Genomic DNA, 14,401 nt, shown 5'->3' with positions numbered 1-14,401 from the left:
ATTTCCGACCAGGAGCTGAACCGCCATGACCTTCTACACTTCGCTTTCGGGCCTTCAGGCATCGCAGACCGAAATGGCGACGATCTCGCACAACCTCGCCAACGTCTCGACCAACGGCTTCAAGAAGAGCCGCGTCGAATTCGCCGACGTCATGGCATCGAACGTGTCGGTGTCGCCGACGCAGATGATCGGGTCGGGTACCGTCGTGAAGGCGGTGCGCCAGCAGTTCAGCCAGGGCGGCTCGCAGCAGTCGACCAACTCGCTCGACATGCTGATCTCGGGCGAAGGGTTCTTTGCGGTCAAGCCGGATCTCAATTCGGCGAAGGTCTCGTTCACCCGCAACGGCGCGTTCTTCGTCGACAACGACCGCTTCGTGACCGACGCCAACGGCGGCAAGCTGCAGGTGTATCCGGTCGACGGGTCGGGCACGGTCGTCGCGACCGGACTCGATTCGATGGTCAGCCTGCGCCTGCCGGCGACCAGCGGTGTGCCTTCGGCGACGACGTCGGTCGAACTGTCGGTCAATCTGTCGGCCAATGCGTCGATCCCGAAGGACAGCACGATCTTCACCAACGGCGGCAAGGCCTATGCCTTCGACCGTTTCAACCCGGCGACCTACAACAACTCGTCGCAGACCACGATCTACGATGCGCTCGGCAATTCGCAGACGATGACCAACTATTACGTCCGCGACACCGCATCGACCGGTGCCGGCACCACCAGCAGCTGGAAGGTCTACACCTTCGTCGGCAGCGACCAGCTGTCGTCGGGTGGCGTCAAGGGTCCGATGACCATGACCTACGACGACAAGGGCAAGCTGACCGGCGTGGTGGATGCCAACGGCGCAACCGGCACGCCGGCCACCAAGGTCGCGTTCGACGGCTTCACCCCGACCAGCTCGACGACGTCGCAGACTCTGACGCTCGATTTCGGCAACCTGACGACGCAGCTCAGCTCTCCGTTCGTCAAGACGTCCGAAATCCAGGACGGCCGTGCGATCGGCCAGATCGAAAGCGTGACGATCAGCGAATACGGCGTCGTCAGCGCCAGCTTCTCCAACGGCGACACCCAGGCGCTGGGCAAGGTGGCGCTCGCCAACTTCTCCAATCCATCGGGCCTGCGCCAGATGGGCAAGAGCTACTGGTCGGCGACCGGCGTATCGGGCGAGGCGCGCCTTGGCGAGGCCGGCGCGAACGGCTTCGGCAACCTCAGCACCGGTGCCATCGAACGCTCGAACGTCGATATCACCGAGGAACTGGTCAGCCTGATCGCGGCGCAGCGCAACTTCCAGGCGAACGCCAAGAGCCTGGAGACGTCGAGCCAGATTTCGCAGACCATTTTCAACATGCGCAGCTGATCCTGAACGGATAGCGAGAGGACGTAGCCGATGGACCGGTTGGTCTACACCGCCCTCACCGGGCTTAAGGGACAGATGTCCGCGCAGGCGGCGATCGCGAACAACATCGCGAACGCGTCGACGACAGGGTTCAAGTCCGATCGTGTCGCTTTCCAGCAGCTGATGCTGAAGGGCGGCGCGGGCCTGGAATCACGGGCGCCGGTGTCGGAGGAAGTGCTCGACGCCGATCGGCGTGCGGGCACCATCCAGTCCACCGGCCGAAACCTGGACATCGCCATCCCCGGCACGTCGTGGATGGTCGTCCAGTCCCCCGACGGCACGGAAGCCTATACCCGCCGCGGCGACCTGCAGATCACCGAATCCGGTGTCCTGCAGACGGGCGACGGGCATCCGGTGATGGGGTCGGGGGGCCCCATCACCGTCCCACCCGCGCAAGACGTGATGATCGGCGAGGACGGCACGCTGTCGATCGTACCCGTCGGATCGCCCCCGGGCACGCCGTCGCAGGCGGTCGACCGCATCCGCTTCGGCAATCCGGACGGATCGCAGACGGTCAAGGGCCTCGACAACCTGCTGCGCGTGAAGGGCGGCGGCGTGCTACCCGACGACATGGATGCCAAGGTCCTGACCGGCGCACTCGAAGGATCGAACGTCAACCTGACCCAGGCGCTGGTCGACATGATCGAGAACCAGCGCAGCTACGAAGTGCAGGCCAACCTGCTGAAGGAAGCCAAGTCGATGGACGAGAGCTCCGCCTCGCTCATGCGGATTCCTGGCTGATCCGGCCGGCCTAATTGAAGGACTGATACGATGGGTTCTGCTGCTCTCCACATCGCCCGTACCGGCATCGACGCGCAGGATACGCGTATGCGGGTCATCTCGAACAACCTGGCTAACGTGAATACGACCGGGTTCAAGAAGGACCGCGCCGCGTTCGAGACGCTGGCGTATCAGGTCGTCACCGCGCCCGGCTCCGCCAGCACGCAGGAGACGAAATACGCGACCGGCCTCAATCTCGGCACCGGCGTCCGCGTCCAGGGCACCTCGCGGATCAACACGCAAGGCTCGCTCCAGACCACCGGCCACAGCCTCGACATGGCGCTGGACGGCGACGGCTATTTCCAGGTCCAGCTGCCGGGCGGCCAGCTCGGCTACACCCGCGCGGGCAATTTCAGCCGCTCGCCCGAGGGGCTGATGATCACGTCGGAGGGCTATCAGGTGATGCCGGGCATCACGATCCCCGAGAACACGACGTCTATCTCGATCGGCGAGGACGGCACCGTGTCGGCGACCGTGCCCGGCCAGAACGAAGCGACGCAGGTCGGCCAGATCCAGATCGCAAGCTTTGCAAACGCCGCGGGGCTTACCTCGATCGGCGACAACTACCTGATCGAGAACGGTGCGTCGGGGGCCGCGAACCTGGGCATCGCCGGGCAGGACGGCCGTGGCAAGATCCGCCAGGGGATGCTCGAAGGATCGAACGTCAACGTCGTCGAGGAACTGGTCGACATGATCGAGACCCAGCGCGCGTACGAGGTCAATTCCAAGATGATCTCCGCGACCGACGAAATGCTCAAATACGTCAACCAGAACATCTGAGGACGACTGACCCGTCATGCGTATCATCTCCGCCCCAATCGTCCTTGGCGTCCTCGCATCGATCGTCGCGACGCCGGCGACCGCCGGCATCTTCGGCAAGAAGAAGCCGGTCGTGCCGCCGCCCGAATATCGCACTGTCTATGCACCGCCCGCGCCCGTAGCGGCTCCGGCCAACGGCGCGATCTTCCAGGTGTCGGCCGGCTATGGCGGCCTGTACGAAGGGTCGCGCGCCCGCGCGGTCGGCGATCCACTGACGATCATCCTGACCGAACGTACCCAGGCCACGAAGTCGGCGGGCAGCAAGCTCGATTCAGGCGGCGGCTTCGGCATCACGCCGCCGACGACCGGTGTCCTGTCGGCGGTGAAGCCGACCGACGTGGCGATCAGCGGCAAGCGCAATTTCGGTGGCACCGGGACCGCCGACCAGTCGAACGCGCTGTCGGGCGAAATCAGCGTCACGGTCGCCGAAGTGCTGCCCAACGGCACGATGATCGTGCAGGGGCAGAAGACGCTGACGCTCAACCGCGGCGACGAATTCGTCCAGATTCGCGGGATCGTGCGGCCCGCCGACATCGATGCGAACAACCGCGTGCTGTCGACCCGCGTGGCCGATGCGAAGATCGCCTATACAGGGCGCGGCGACGTGCAGCGCGCCAGCCGCCAGGGCTGGTTCAGCCGCTTCTTCCAGACCATCAGCCCGTTCTGATGCGCCGCACACTGCCCCTCGTCCCCGCCTGCGCGGGAATGACGAATGGATTGTTCTCGAGGACCCGTCTCATGCTCCGCTTCCTCCTCGCCGCGCTGACCGCATTGCTGGTCGCGACCCCGGCCCAGGCCGATCGCATCAAGGACCTCGGCACGTTCCAGGGCATTCGCACCAACCAGCTGACCGGCTACGGCGTCGTCGTCGGCCTGCCGGGGACGGGTGACGACAACCTGGAATACACCGTCCAGTCTATGAAGGGCGTCACCTCGCGCTTCGGCTTGCAACTGCCGCCGGGCGCCAATCCCGGCCTGAAGAATTCGGCCGTCGTCATGATCACTGCCGACCTGCCCGCCTTCGCCAAGCCCGGCCAGAAGCTCGACATCACCGTGTCGGCGATGGGCAAGGCCAAGTCCCTGCGCGGCGGCACGCTGATCCTGTCGCCGCTCTACGGTGCGGACGGGGCGATCTATGCGATGGCGCAGGGCAATCTGGCGGTCGGCGGCCTGGGCGCAGACGGCGCGGACGGGTCGAAGATCGTCATCAACGTGCCCTCGTCGGGCCGCATCCCCGAAGGCGCGACCGTGGAACGCGCGGTCGATACCGGCTTCGCCAGCACGCCGATGCTGACCTTCAACCTGACGCAGGCCGATTTCACGACCGCGCAGAACGTCGCCGGCGCGATCAACGCGCGCTTCGGCGCCGGCATCGCGCGCGCGGTCGACGGCGTGTCGATCGCGGTCACCGCGCCTGCGGGAGCCGACATCCGCGCGCAACTGATGAGCGGGATCGAGAACCTGTCGGTGGTGTCGGCCGAGGCGCCGGCGAAAGTAATTGTAAATGCCCGCACCGGTACGGTCGTTATCAACAGTGCGGTCCGCGTCAGTCCTGCCGCGGTAACACATGGTAAACTAACCGTTCGTATTGATGAGAATCAGCGCGTGAGCCAGCCCACGCCCTTTTCGAAGGGCGAGACGGCGCTGGAGCAGAAGAGCGCGGTGCAAGTCGAGGAAGAGAAGCGACCGATGTTCCTGTTCCAGCCCGGACCCAAGCTGGCCGACGTGGTCAATGCGGTGAACGCCATCGGTGCGTCGCCCGCGGACCTGGTCGCCATCCTGGAAGCGCTGAAGCAGGCGGGGGCCCTGAAGGCGGAGCTGATCGTCCTGTGACGCAGATCCCCGCCTCGACCACCGCAACCACCGGCATCGCCGGACTGTCCAGCAGCGTCGGCGGCGTGTCGAACGACACGTCACGGCTGAAGTCGGACGACAATCTGAAGGCGGCCGGCGAACGGTTCGAGGCGATCTTCACCGGCATGATGCTAAAGTCGATGCGTTCGGCAAAGCTCGGCGACGGGCTGTTCGACAACAAGGCATCGCAGCAGTTTCGCGACATGTTCGACGGCAAGATCGCCGAAAGCATGGCGCAGCATTCGCCGATGGGCATCGCCAGGGCGATGACCGATTTCCTGTCGAAGAACCAGGCGACGGCGCCCGGCGCTGCTGACGGTGGCGGTACGCCGTGACCGACCTGCTCGGCATCGGCGTCACCGGCGTCCGCGCGTACCAGACCGCGCTGTCCACCACGTCGGAGAATATCTCCAACGCGGCGACGCCGGGCTATTCGCGCCGCACCGCCGTAGTCGAGGAATTCCGCACGACCGGCATCGCCGGCATTGGCCAGATGACGCTGCTGGCCGGCGGCGGCGTCCGCATTGCCGGCGTCACGCGGGCCGCCGACGATTTTCGCGCGGCCCAGGCCCGCACCACCGGCTCCGATGTCGCGCGATCGGCATCGGGCGTCGCGTGGATCGACCGGATCGAAGGCGCGCTGTCGGGCAACCAACTATCCGATCGCCTTATCACCTTCTTCGCCTCTGCCAAGAACGTCGCGGCCGATCCGTCGGCGACAGCGCCGCGCACTGTGCTGCTGGAGGATGCGCGCTCGCTCGCAGCCGGTTTCAACAGCACCGGCCGTGCTCTGGCAGGCGCTGCCGACGAACTCGCCGCGCAAGGCCGCGACATGGCGGCGCAGCTCGGCGACCTCGGCACCTCGATGGTCCGCATCAACCAGGGCCTGACCCGCGCCGCGGAAGGATCGTCGGCGCGTGCCCAATTGCTCGACGAACGCGACCGCACGCTCGAATCGATGAGCGCACTGGTCGATGTCGATACCAGCTTCGATTCGCTCGGTCGCGCGGTCGTCCGCGCGGGCGGTTCGGCTGGCCCCGTCATCGCCGATGTCGAGCGCAGTGCGGTCATCTCGTTCGTCACCAACGCCTCGGGCGAGGCCGCGATTGCCGCCAGCGGCCCGGCGGGTCACGCCGTCGTTCCCGCAACCGGCGGCGCGATGGCCGGCCTGGTCGATGGCGCGCTGAAGATTGCGGGTGCGCGCGAGCGACTGAACACCATCGCCACCGATTTCGTCGGCCAGATGAACGACTGGCAGGCGCAGGGCAAGACGCTGACCGGCGCCGCGGGCCCGGCGATGTTCGGTGTCGCCGCCGGCGCCGCCCCGACCGAGATCAGCGTCGTCCTGGACGACCCCCGCGGCGTCGCCGCCGCCTATGGCACCGAAGGTGCGCGCGGCAACGGCAATCTGACCCGCCTGGTCGATCTGCGCGCGTCGGCGGGCTGGGAAACCCGGTTCGACGACCTGACGACCGAAAATGCCGCGCTGCTCAAGACCCGCCGCGGCGTGGTCGAGGCGCAGACCGCGATCCACGGCGCGGCCACCGCCGCGCGTGACGAAATGACCGGCGTCGACCTCGACGAGGAAGCCGTCAACCTGATCCGTTTCCAGCAGGCCTATCAGGCATCGAGCCGCATCATCCAGGTGGCGCGCGACATCCTGCAGACGATCATCGATATCCGCTGAGGACTTAAAGCAACCATGCGCGTCTCGACATCCCTGCAATACGACCGGCTTCGCGACCGGATGAGCACGCTGAGCGTGAAGGCGGATACGCTCAACAACCAGCTGGCGACGACCAAGCGCCTCCAGGCGCCGTCGGATGACGCCGCCGGTTACCGCGCGCTGACCGCCCTGAAGCGCGCCGGCGCCAATTCGACCGCGGAACTGACCAACGTCGATCTGGCGACCTCGCTGCTCGATGCGTCATCCACTGCGCTCGCCAGCGTCGAGACGCAGCTGACGCGCGTCAAGTCGATCGCCATCGCCGCGGGCAGTTCGACGCTCAGTCCCGAACAGCGCACCGCGATGTCGGCCGAGATCGACGTGATCCTGGAGGACTTGGTGCGCGTCGCCAACACCACCGATTCGCGCGGGTCGCCGCTGTTTTCGGGCGACAGCACGGCTGCGCCCTACGTCGTCACGCCGGCCGGCGCCACAACCGCTACGGGCACGGTCGTCTTCACCGGATCGGGCGAGGCGGGGCAGATCCCGATCGGCGACGGCCGTACCATCGCCGCGACGACCAGCGGCGCGACGATCTTCGGCAACATCCCGTTGAAGGCCGGCGGGACCAGCGACATGTTCGCGATCGTCAAGACGATGTCGGATAAGCTGAAGGCCGGGACGCCGATGGGCGACGACAGCGTCGACATCCAGTCGGCGATGACGTCGGTGCTGAACGCGCAGACCTCGATCGGCGCGCGCGGGGCGCGGCTGGAGCTGGAGAAGACGCGGCTGGAGGACCTGGCGCTGACCCGGGAGGAGGAGCGCTCGACCATCGAGGACGCCGACATCCCGGCGACCATCACCGAACTGAAAAAGGTGATGACGATTCTGGACGCCACGCAGGCGAGTTTTAGCAAGCTGACCTCGCTCAGCCTGTTCAACTATCTGCGCTGACGCATCCTTTCCGCGCCGGTAACGACGATTTCGGCCGAGCCGTTAACCAAATCCCCACCTCCACTTGCGACAACCGACGCGAAAGTGCCGTCGCTCCCGTTACCGCGGGACGCCGGCCGCGAAGGGGAACTCCTAGGTCATGTTTGTCGCCATCGGTCTCGTGGTCCTGCTCGGCATGGTGTTCGGCGGCTTCGCCATCACCGGCGGTGCACTCGGCCCGGTCCTGCATGCGGTGCCGCATGAAATGCTCATCATCGGCGGCGCGGCGGTCGGCGCGCTCATCATCGGCAATTCGGGCAAGGAACTGAAGGCGATCGGCAGTGGCCTGGCCAAGGTCGTGAAGGGGCCGAAGTACAAGAAGCAGGACTATCTCGACACCATTTTCCTCGTCAGCAAGCTGATGAAGATGCTGCGCGTCGACGGGCCGATCGCGCTGGAGCCGCATGTCGAGGACCCGAAGTCCTCCGCGGTCTTTGCCGAATATCCCCGCCTGCTCGCCGACCACACGCTGGTCAACCTGATCGCCGACACGCTGCGGCTGGTCGTCGTCTCGTCGGGCACGCTCGACGTGCACGCAGTCGAGGAGGTCATGGACAACGCGATCAAGACCCACCACCACGAAGTGCAGGGCCCGCAGGGCACGCTGACCTCGCTCGGCGACGCGCTCCCGGCCCTCGGCATCGTCGCCGCCGTGCTCGGCGTCGTGAAGACCATGGGATCGATCGACAAGCCGCCGTCGATCCTGGGCGGCATGATCGGATCGGCGCTGGTCGGCACCTTCCTGGGCGTGCTGCTCGCCTACGGCATCGTCGGCCCGCTCGCCAACCGGTTGCAGCAGGTGATCGACGCCGACGCCGCGATCTATCACGTCGTGAAGCAGATCATCATCGCCTCGCTCCACGGTCACCCGCAGCCGCTGGTCATCGAAGCCGCACGCTCTGGCATCGCGCATCACAACCAGCCCGGCTTCGGCGAAGTCTTCGACGGCCTGCGCGGGCGGTGATGTCGGATCGTCTCGCGCCGATGAGCGGCACCGGCCCGCTCCCTCACCCGGCCACCCAGCAAGGTTACCGTAGTGGGTGGCCGGGTGGGGGAGCGGGCTGGTGCCGTCGCACGCCGGCAGGCGTCGCATAATGGCCGCTGCCCGCGCTCCCCACGGCAACAACCAGCCGCCCAAGATCGTCATCGTCAAGAAGATCGTCGTCGACGGTCACGGCGGTCATCATGGCGGCGCGTGGAAGGTTGCGTACGCCGACTTCGTGACCGCGATGATGGCGTTCTTCCTGCTGCTCTGGATTCTGGGTGCCACGACCGAGAAGCAGCGCAAGTCGATCGCCGATTATTTCACGCCGACCATCGTCGACCTGAAGACGCAGAAGTCCGCAGGCTCGAACGGGCTGTTCGGCGGCGCGTCGATCACCGACAAGGACAATTACCCGCACAAGGCGCAACAGACCGGCACACGGTCGCTGACGATTCCCGTCGGCGCCAGCGGCGGCAACCGCGAAGGCACCGGTGCCAAGGGCTCGCTGCGCAACCCGGGCGTAACCGCGGCCGAGGACAAGGCCAATTTCGCGCGGATGAAGGCCCGCGTCGAATCGCAGATCGCCGCGAACGCCAAGCTGGCAAAGCTCGGCAAGCACGTCCGCTTCACGATGACCCGCGACGGGATGCGCATCGATCTGGTCGACGACGCTGATTACTCAATGTTCGCCAGCGGCACGACCGCGCTGGTGCCCGAGGCATCGAGCCTGATCGGACTGGTCGCCGATGCGATCCGGTCGACCGGCAACCCGATCATGATCCGCGGCCATACCGACGCGCTGCAGTTCGGCAGCCGGCAGGGGATGAACAACTGGACGCTGTCGTCGGGCCGCGCCGAGGCGACACGCCGCCGGCTGGCGCTGGGCGGCGTGCCCGAGATGCGGTTCGAGAGGATCGAAGGCGTCGCCGACCGCGAACCGATGATCGCCGACAACGACGCCGACCCGCGCAACCGCCGCGTCGCCATCACCCTGCTATATCGTCGCGGGACGTTCGGGCAGTAACGCCGCTATCTACGGATCAGAAACGTCAGCCGCGCCGCCGCAATCGGATGGGTGCGGTCGTCCTGCCACGCGATCGCATCGACATTGGCGACACGCGAGCCGAGACGCCGGACGATGCCGGCCGCATAGGTGATCTTCTCGCGACCGCCGCGCATATAATCGACGGTCAGCGTCACCGGTTTCACAACCGCCGTTTCGGTACCCAGCGCATCGCGTAAGCGCAGGATCGCCGCCATCTCCAGCATCCCGCCGATCGCGCCGCCGTGCAGATAGCCGGGCCGGCCGCTGACCTTGCCCGAGAACGCCATCGCCAGCCGGCGCGTGCCGTCGTCGTCATCCTGGATGCTCATTCCGAGCAGGGTCGCATAGGGCGGCAGCGTCATGCCTCCACCCCCATCGACATCCGCGTCACCATGAAGGTGCCGGCGACATGCGCCAGCGGATCGCCCGGGTCGCCGTCATGCGCGGTCCCGCGGACGAACGCGACGCTCTTGGTCAGTCGGTAACATTCGCCGCGGCCGAACACCGTCTTGCCCGGCGTCGCCGCGCGCAGGTAATCGATCCGCAAGTCCAGAGTCGCGTGCGGCAGGAACCCGCCGCGCTTCAGCCACACCGCCGAACTGGTCGCCTGGTCGAGCAGGGTCAGGATCGGCCCAGACGCGATGACGCCCGACGCCGGATCGCCGATCAGATGCTCGCCATACGGCAGCGCCAGCTCGGTCCAGTCGGGGCCGTGCGCATGATGGACGATGCCCAGCGTCGATCCATGGTGTTCCCAGGTGAACCGCTTGAAGAATTGTTCGGGATCGAACGGGATGGGTTGCATAGGGCTGGCCGTATCGCGGCTGTCGGCCGTTTACAAATCGCCAGCGCGGCGTAGCGTTGGCGCCATGACCGACAATCCCCGCGTGACCATCGCCATCGACGCCGGCGTCGCCGACGTCCGCCTGAATCGTCCGGCCAAGATGAATGCGCTCGATCCCGCGATGTTCGCAGGGCTGATCGATGCGATCGACCGGCTGGGCGCCGACACAAGCATGCGCGCGGTCGTGCTGTCGGGCGAAGGTACCGCATTCTGCGCGGGGCTCGACATGGCGAGCATGGCGTCGGCGGGGGCCGGCGTCGATCTGGCCGAGCGGACGCACGGCCTGGCCAATGATTTCCAGCAGGTCGCCTGGGGCTGGCGGACGCTCGGGCTGCCGGTGATCGCCGCGGTCCACGGCATCGCGTTCGGCGGCGGGCTGCAGGTCATGAGCGGCGCCGATATAGTCATCGCCCATCCCGACACGCGCCTGTCGGTGATGGAGATCAAATGGGGCATCGTCCCCGACATGGCGGGCTTCGCGCTGTGGCGCGGCCGCGTGCGCGACGATGCCCTGCGCGAGCTTGCCTACACCGCGCGCGAATTCTCCGGGACGGACGCCGCGACGCTCGGTTTTGCGCTGCGCACCGCCGGGGATCCGCACGCCGAGGCGATGACGCTCGCCCGCGCGATCGCCGCGCGCAACCCGCACGCGATCCGCGCGATCAAGCGGCTGGCGAACGACGCGGTCGCGGCCGATGCCGCGGACATCCTGATGGCGGAAAGCGTCGAACAGGCTGCCCTGCTGCGCTCCCCCAACCAGATGGAAGCCGTGATGGCCAACATGCAGAAGCGCGCGGCGCGGTTCGTGGATTGATCCGCCCCGTTCGTGCTGAGCCTGTCGAAGCACTGCCCTTGTTCTTGGTGCGGCAAGCGATGCGGCACGAAGAGGGACAGCCCTTCGACAGGCTCAGGGCGAACGGTTGTCTAATCCACCAGATCGTCGATCTGCCCCGCCAGCTCGACATCGCGCGTCGACAGCCCGCCCGCGTCGTGCGTCGTCAGCACGATGTCGACGCGGTTGTACACGTTCGACCATTCGGGATGGTGGTCCGCCTTTTCCGCCAGCAGCGCGACCTGCGTCATGAAGGCGAAGGCTTCGGAGAAACTGTCGAAGGTGAAGCTGCGGCCGATCGCGTCGCGCCCGTCGTCATAATCCCATTCGGGCAACCCATCGAGCGCATCGGCGCGTTCGGCTTCGCTCAACTGCTCGATCATAACCCCTCATCCTTGCCCTTGGCTTGTGGCCATGCCTATGTCGCACATCATGGACGGGCAAGAGCGGATCGCGCCGGGCGCAGACGAGATCGAGGGGCTGGCCCGCGTGAGTTTGGCGCGCATCCCCGCGCCGTTTGCCGGGCATCTGGCCGATGTCGTGCTGCTGGTCGAGGAGTGGGCCGACGACGAGACGCTCGACGCCCTGGCGATCGAGGATCCGTACGACCTGACCGGGTTGTACCACGGCCGGCCTGTCGGCGATAAATCGGCGTTCGACGGCGTCACCCTGCCCGACCGCATCCATCTGTATCGCCGCGCGATCCTCGATGAATGGGTCGCGACCGGGGTCGACCTGGCTACGCTGGTCCATCACATCGTCGTCCATGAGGTCGGCCATCACTTCGGGCTGAGCGACGAGGATATGCACGCGCTCGAAGCCGCGGCGTGAGCCGGCTGGCGCTGGTCGACCTCGCGTGCACACGCGGCGGGCGGATGCTGTTCGAAGGGCTGTCGTTGACGCTGGCGGCGGGCGACGCGGCGCTGGTCACCGGACCAAACGGCGTCGGCAAGTCGAGCCTGCTGCGAATCTGCGCCGGGCTGCTGACGCCCGCTGCGGGGACCGTGGTCCGTGACGGCGCAGTCGCGCTGATGGCCGAGGCGGCGGGGCTCGATGGCGAGCGCGCCTTGCGCGACGCCCTTGGCTGGTGGGCGCGGATCGACGGGCGCAGCGACGCGATCGACATGGCGATGGCCGATGTCGGGATCGCCGATCTGGCCGACGTCCCCGTCCGCCTGCTGTCGACCGGCCAGCGCCGTCGCGCGCAGATCGCGCGGACGCTGGCGAACGACGCGCCGATCTGGCTACTCGACGAACCCGCCAACGGGCTCGACACCGCGTCGGTCGCGCTGCTCGAGCGGCTGATCGGTCGGCACCGCTCAGGCGGCGGGATCGTGCTGGTCGCGACGCATCTGCCGCTTGCCCTCCATGGCGCACTCGAGGTGGCGCTGTGATCGTTGCCGCCATCGCCTGGCGCGAAGTGCGCCGCGCGTGGAGTTCAGGCGGGCTGTGGCTGCCAGTCGGCTTCTTCCTGCTGGTCGCCACCCTGTTCCCCTTCGCGATCGGGCCCGATGCGGCGGTGCTGGCGCGCGTCGGCGGCGGGGTGGTGTGGGCGGCAGCGCTGCTCGCCGCGTTGTTGCCGGTCGAGCGGCTGGTCGCGCCCGATCTGGACAACGGGACGCTCGATCAGCTGGCCGTTCGCGGCTTGCCGATGCCGCTGGTCGCCGCCTCCAAGCTCGCCGGGCACTGGCTGGGCTTCGCGCCGCCGCTGATGCTGGCGAGCGTCGCGGCGGCCGGGTTGCTGGGCCTGTCCGGCGACGCGCTGTGGCGGATTGAACTGGGGCTGCTGATCGGCACCCCCGGCCTCGCCGCACTGGCGGTGGCAACCGGCGCGCTGGTCGCGGGGTTGCGGGGCGGCGGATCCATCGCGGGCCTCGTGATGCTGCCGCTGGCCATCCCGATCGTCATCTTCGGGGCGGGCGCGCTGTCGGACGGCGCGGGCGCCGCGCTGAAGCTGCTCGGCGCGGTCAGCCTGCTGCTGGTCGCAGGCAGCCCGTTCGTCGCCGGTGCCGCGATCCGGATCGCGCAGGATTGATGTTCAGTCCGCGGCACCCAGGTACAGCAGCAGCATCGTGAAGAGCAACGTCGTGATCGAGGTGAAGAACAACAGCCAGTGTAGCCGCCACAGCGCACCCGCGCGACTTAGGCGATAGGCCCCCTTTAGCTGTCGATACATATGGAATGGCGGGATGCCGAGTGCGGCCACGAGGATAATCCACGACGGCACCCCGATCGCGCCGAGTAGCGCCAGGACGATGACCAGCAGGGACATGAACGTCAGCGAATAGGTGGCGAAGATCGCGTGGTCGTACAGCCCGACGTCGCGGCGAAGGGGAAACAGCAGCCACAGGAACGGCAGCGACAGCGGGATCAGCGCCCAGCTGTATTTATACGCCGACGTCTTGATCTTGTAGAGCGTCAGCTTGGGGTTCTCGCGGACATGCTCCCATTTCTGCTCGATCCAGCTACCCCCGGGCGATCCGGGGGCCGATGTCACGCGCGGCAGGCCGTCGTCGTCACCGGGCGTCGGTGCGGGCAACAGGGCTTCTGCCTGTTTCAGCTTGGCGCGGCTGTCTAGCGTCTCGGCGAGCCGGCGGCGCAGATCGGCGATCTCGTCCGTATCGGGCGTGGCCGCAGCGCGTTCGGCCTTGAGCTCCTTCGACAGTTTGACGACCGCCCGGTCGGCCGCCTGACGCTGGTCGACCAGTTTCTCGCGCGCCCGGGCCATGCCGCCGGTCAGGCCCGGTTTCAGCCATTCGTCGCCACCGAAGCTCCAGCCGGGCAGATTGGCGACGACCGCGAACATCAGGAAGACCGAAAACAGGAACAATGCGATCGGCGAGACGAACTTCGCGCGCTCACCGGCGATGTAGCGCCGCGTCAGTTCGCCGGGCTTCAGCGCCAGCATCGGCAACGTCGCCCAGATCTTGCCTTCGAAATGGAACACGCCGTGCAGCAGGTCGTGGCCATAGGCACCAAGCGTGCGGTGGACATGGCCGACCTGGCCGCAGGCGTGGCAATGGCTGCCGATCAGCGGCGTGCCGCAATTGGCGCACAGGCCGTGCCCGTCGGCATCATGGCCCCCGGCGCGATGATCCCCGGCGTGCGGCTCGACCGCACGGCCCATCAGGCCACCGGTCACGACGTCCGCTGCTGCGTCGAATTCCCCCATGCGCGGCAGTGC

General features: G+C 67.1%; 18 protein-coding genes. 14 read left to right on the top strand and 4 right to left on the bottom strand.

Annotated features, from left to right (window positions below; genetic code table 11):
* Window positions 1-25 precede the first annotated feature (25 nt).
* From ASE86_RS01525 to ASE86_RS01480, 10 genes are all read left to right on the top strand, one after another.
* Window positions 26-1,357, top strand: coding sequence for a flagellar hook protein FlgE (locus ASE86_RS01525; protein ID WP_056421750.1), 1,332 nt, complete (start codon window positions 26-28; stop codon window positions 1,355-1,357).
* Between the two features lie 30 nt (window positions 1,358-1,387).
* Complete coding sequence (flgF, locus tag ASE86_RS01520; RefSeq protein ID WP_056421749.1) at window positions 1,388-2,137, top strand: flagellar basal-body rod protein FlgF; 750 nt, start codon at window positions 1,388-1,390, stop codon at window positions 2,135-2,137.
* Between the two features lie 30 nt (window positions 2,138-2,167).
* A complete protein-coding gene (gene flgG / locus ASE86_RS01515; RefSeq protein ID WP_056421748.1) occupies window positions 2,168-2,956 on the top strand; it encodes a flagellar basal-body rod protein FlgG in 789 nt (262 codons plus the stop codon).
* Between the two features lie 16 nt (window positions 2,957-2,972).
* Window positions 2,973-3,662: a flagellar basal body L-ring protein FlgH gene (locus ASE86_RS01510; RefSeq protein WP_056421747.1), complete on the top strand. Its 690-nt coding sequence runs from the start codon at window positions 2,973-2,975 to the stop codon at window positions 3,660-3,662.
* Window positions 3,663-3,733: 71 nt separating this feature from the next.
* The gene (locus ASE86_RS01505) at window positions 3,734-4,828 is read left to right on the top strand and encodes a flagellar basal body P-ring protein FlgI (protein WP_056421746.1); all 1,095 of its coding nucleotides are present in this window, start codon (window positions 3,734-3,736) and stop codon (window positions 4,826-4,828) included.
* Window positions 4,825-5,184: a rod-binding protein gene (locus tag ASE86_RS01500; protein WP_082441598.1), complete on the top strand. Its 360-nt coding sequence runs from the start codon at window positions 4,825-4,827 to the stop codon at window positions 5,182-5,184. The genes ASE86_RS01505 and ASE86_RS01500 overlap by 4 nt, the downstream gene beginning before the upstream one ends.
* Window positions 5,181-6,536, top strand: coding sequence for a flagellar hook-associated protein FlgK (gene flgK, locus ASE86_RS01495; RefSeq protein WP_056421745.1), 1,356 nt, complete (start codon window positions 5,181-5,183; stop codon window positions 6,534-6,536). Before ASE86_RS01500 ends, flgK begins: the two co-directional genes overlap by 4 nt.
* A gap of 15 nt (window positions 6,537-6,551) precedes the next feature.
* Window positions 6,552-7,472 carry a flagellar hook-associated protein FlgL gene (flgL, locus tag ASE86_RS01490; protein ID WP_056421744.1) on the top strand — a complete coding sequence of 307 codons (921 nt, stop codon included), beginning with the start codon at window positions 6,552-6,554 and terminating at the stop codon, window positions 7,470-7,472.
* A gap of 139 nt (window positions 7,473-7,611) precedes the next feature.
* Window positions 7,612-8,475 (top strand): flagellar motor stator protein MotA, encoded by an 864-nt coding sequence (gene motA / locus ASE86_RS01485; RefSeq protein WP_056421743.1) that lies wholly within the window; start codon window positions 7,612-7,614, stop codon window positions 8,473-8,475.
* A gap of 130 nt (window positions 8,476-8,605) precedes the next feature.
* Entirely contained in the window at window positions 8,606-9,520 is a 915-nt protein-coding gene (locus tag ASE86_RS01480; RefSeq protein ID WP_056421742.1) for a flagellar motor protein MotB, read from the top strand.
* Window positions 9,521-9,525: 5 nt separating this feature from the next.
* Here the strand turns inward: ASE86_RS01480 and ASE86_RS01475 are convergent, their stop codons facing one another.
* Window positions 9,526-9,903: a PaaI family thioesterase gene (locus ASE86_RS01475; RefSeq protein ID WP_056421741.1), complete on the bottom strand. Its 378-nt coding sequence runs from the start codon at window positions 9,901-9,903 to the stop codon at window positions 9,526-9,528.
* A complete protein-coding gene (locus tag ASE86_RS01470; RefSeq protein ID WP_056421740.1) occupies window positions 9,900-10,346 on the bottom strand; it encodes a PaaI family thioesterase in 447 nt (148 codons plus the stop codon). The genes ASE86_RS01475 and ASE86_RS01470 overlap by 4 nt, the downstream gene beginning before the upstream one ends.
* A 64-nt stretch (window positions 10,347-10,410) precedes the next feature.
* Here ASE86_RS01470 and ASE86_RS01465 point away from each other — a divergent pair, with 64 nt between their 5' ends.
* Window positions 10,411-11,199 (top strand): crotonase/enoyl-CoA hydratase family protein, encoded by a 789-nt coding sequence (locus ASE86_RS01465; protein ID WP_056421739.1) that lies wholly within the window; start codon window positions 10,411-10,413, stop codon window positions 11,197-11,199.
* A 110-nt stretch (window positions 11,200-11,309) separates the two neighbouring features.
* Here the strand turns inward: ASE86_RS01465 and ASE86_RS01460 are convergent, their stop codons facing one another.
* Window positions 11,310-11,600 carry a 4a-hydroxytetrahydrobiopterin dehydratase gene (locus ASE86_RS01460; RefSeq protein WP_056421738.1) on the bottom strand — a complete coding sequence of 97 codons (291 nt, stop codon included), beginning with the start codon at window positions 11,598-11,600 and terminating at the stop codon, window positions 11,310-11,312.
* A 49-nt stretch (window positions 11,601-11,649) separates the two neighbouring features.
* Between ASE86_RS01460 and ASE86_RS01455 the strand changes: the two genes are divergently transcribed.
* From ASE86_RS01455 to ASE86_RS01445, 3 genes are read left to right on the top strand one after another with little or no spacing between them, the layout of a single operon-like run.
* Entirely contained in the window at window positions 11,650-12,048 is a 399-nt protein-coding gene (locus tag ASE86_RS01455; RefSeq protein ID WP_156346993.1) for a metallopeptidase family protein, read from the top strand.
* Entirely contained in the window at window positions 12,045-12,611 is a 567-nt protein-coding gene (gene ccmA, locus ASE86_RS01450; RefSeq protein ID WP_056421736.1) for a heme ABC exporter ATP-binding protein CcmA, read from the top strand. The genes ASE86_RS01455 and ccmA overlap by 4 nt, the downstream gene beginning before the upstream one ends.
* Window positions 12,608-13,252: a heme exporter protein CcmB gene (locus tag ASE86_RS01445; protein ID WP_056421735.1), complete on the top strand. Its 645-nt coding sequence runs from the start codon at window positions 12,608-12,610 to the stop codon at window positions 13,250-13,252. Before ccmA ends, ASE86_RS01445 begins: the two co-directional genes overlap by 4 nt.
* Before the next feature lie 3 nt (window positions 13,253-13,255).
* Here the strand turns inward: ASE86_RS01445 and ASE86_RS01440 are convergent, their stop codons facing one another.
* Window positions 13,256-14,389, bottom strand: a complete 1,134-nt coding sequence (locus ASE86_RS01440) for a DUF3667 domain-containing protein (RefSeq protein WP_056426426.1) — start codon at window positions 14,387-14,389, stop codon at window positions 13,256-13,258.
* Window positions 14,390-14,401 lie beyond the last annotated feature (12 nt).

Origin of the sequence: Sphingomonas sp. Leaf33, assembly GCF_001421785.1 — a bacterium.
GTDB lineage: Bacteria > Pseudomonadota > Alphaproteobacteria > Sphingomonadales > Sphingomonadaceae > Sphingomonas.
This window is presented reverse-complemented; position numbering and strand designations above follow the sequence as displayed.

Coding starts and splice junctions, on each gene's coding strand:
- ASE86_RS01525 (WP_056421750.1), top strand. CDS start 26: ATGACCTTCTACACTTCGCTTTCGGGCCTTCAGGCATCGCAGACCGAA.
- flgF (WP_056421749.1), top strand. CDS start 1,388: ATGGACCGGTTGGTCTACACCGCCCTCACCGGGCTTAAGGGACAGATG.
- flgG (WP_056421748.1), top strand. CDS start 2,168: ATGGGTTCTGCTGCTCTCCACATCGCCCGTACCGGCATCGACGCGCAG.
- ASE86_RS01510 (WP_056421747.1), top strand. CDS start 2,973: ATGCGTATCATCTCCGCCCCAATCGTCCTTGGCGTCCTCGCATCGATC.
- ASE86_RS01505 (WP_056421746.1), top strand. CDS start 3,734: ATGCTCCGCTTCCTCCTCGCCGCGCTGACCGCATTGCTGGTCGCGACC.
- flgL (WP_056421744.1), top strand. CDS start 6,552: ATGCGCGTCTCGACATCCCTGCAATACGACCGGCTTCGCGACCGGATG.
- motA (WP_056421743.1), top strand. CDS start 7,612: ATGTTTGTCGCCATCGGTCTCGTGGTCCTGCTCGGCATGGTGTTCGGC.
- ASE86_RS01480 (WP_056421742.1), top strand. CDS start 8,606: ATGGCCGCTGCCCGCGCTCCCCACGGCAACAACCAGCCGCCCAAGATC.
- ASE86_RS01475 (WP_056421741.1), bottom strand. CDS start 9,903: ATGACGCTGCCGCCCTATGCGACCCTGCTCGGAATGAGCATCCAGGAT.
- ASE86_RS01470 (WP_056421740.1), bottom strand. CDS start 10,346: ATGCAACCCATCCCGTTCGATCCCGAACAATTCTTCAAGCGGTTCACC.
- ASE86_RS01465 (WP_056421739.1), top strand. CDS start 10,411: ATGACCGACAATCCCCGCGTGACCATCGCCATCGACGCCGGCGTCGCC.
- ASE86_RS01460 (WP_056421738.1), bottom strand. CDS start 11,600: ATGATCGAGCAGTTGAGCGAAGCCGAACGCGCCGATGCGCTCGATGGG.
- ASE86_RS01455 (WP_156346993.1), top strand. CDS start 11,650: ATGGACGGGCAAGAGCGGATCGCGCCGGGCGCAGACGAGATCGAGGGG.
- ASE86_RS01440 (WP_056426426.1), bottom strand. CDS start 14,389: ATGGGGGAATTCGACGCAGCAGCGGACGTCGTGACCGGTGGCCTGATG.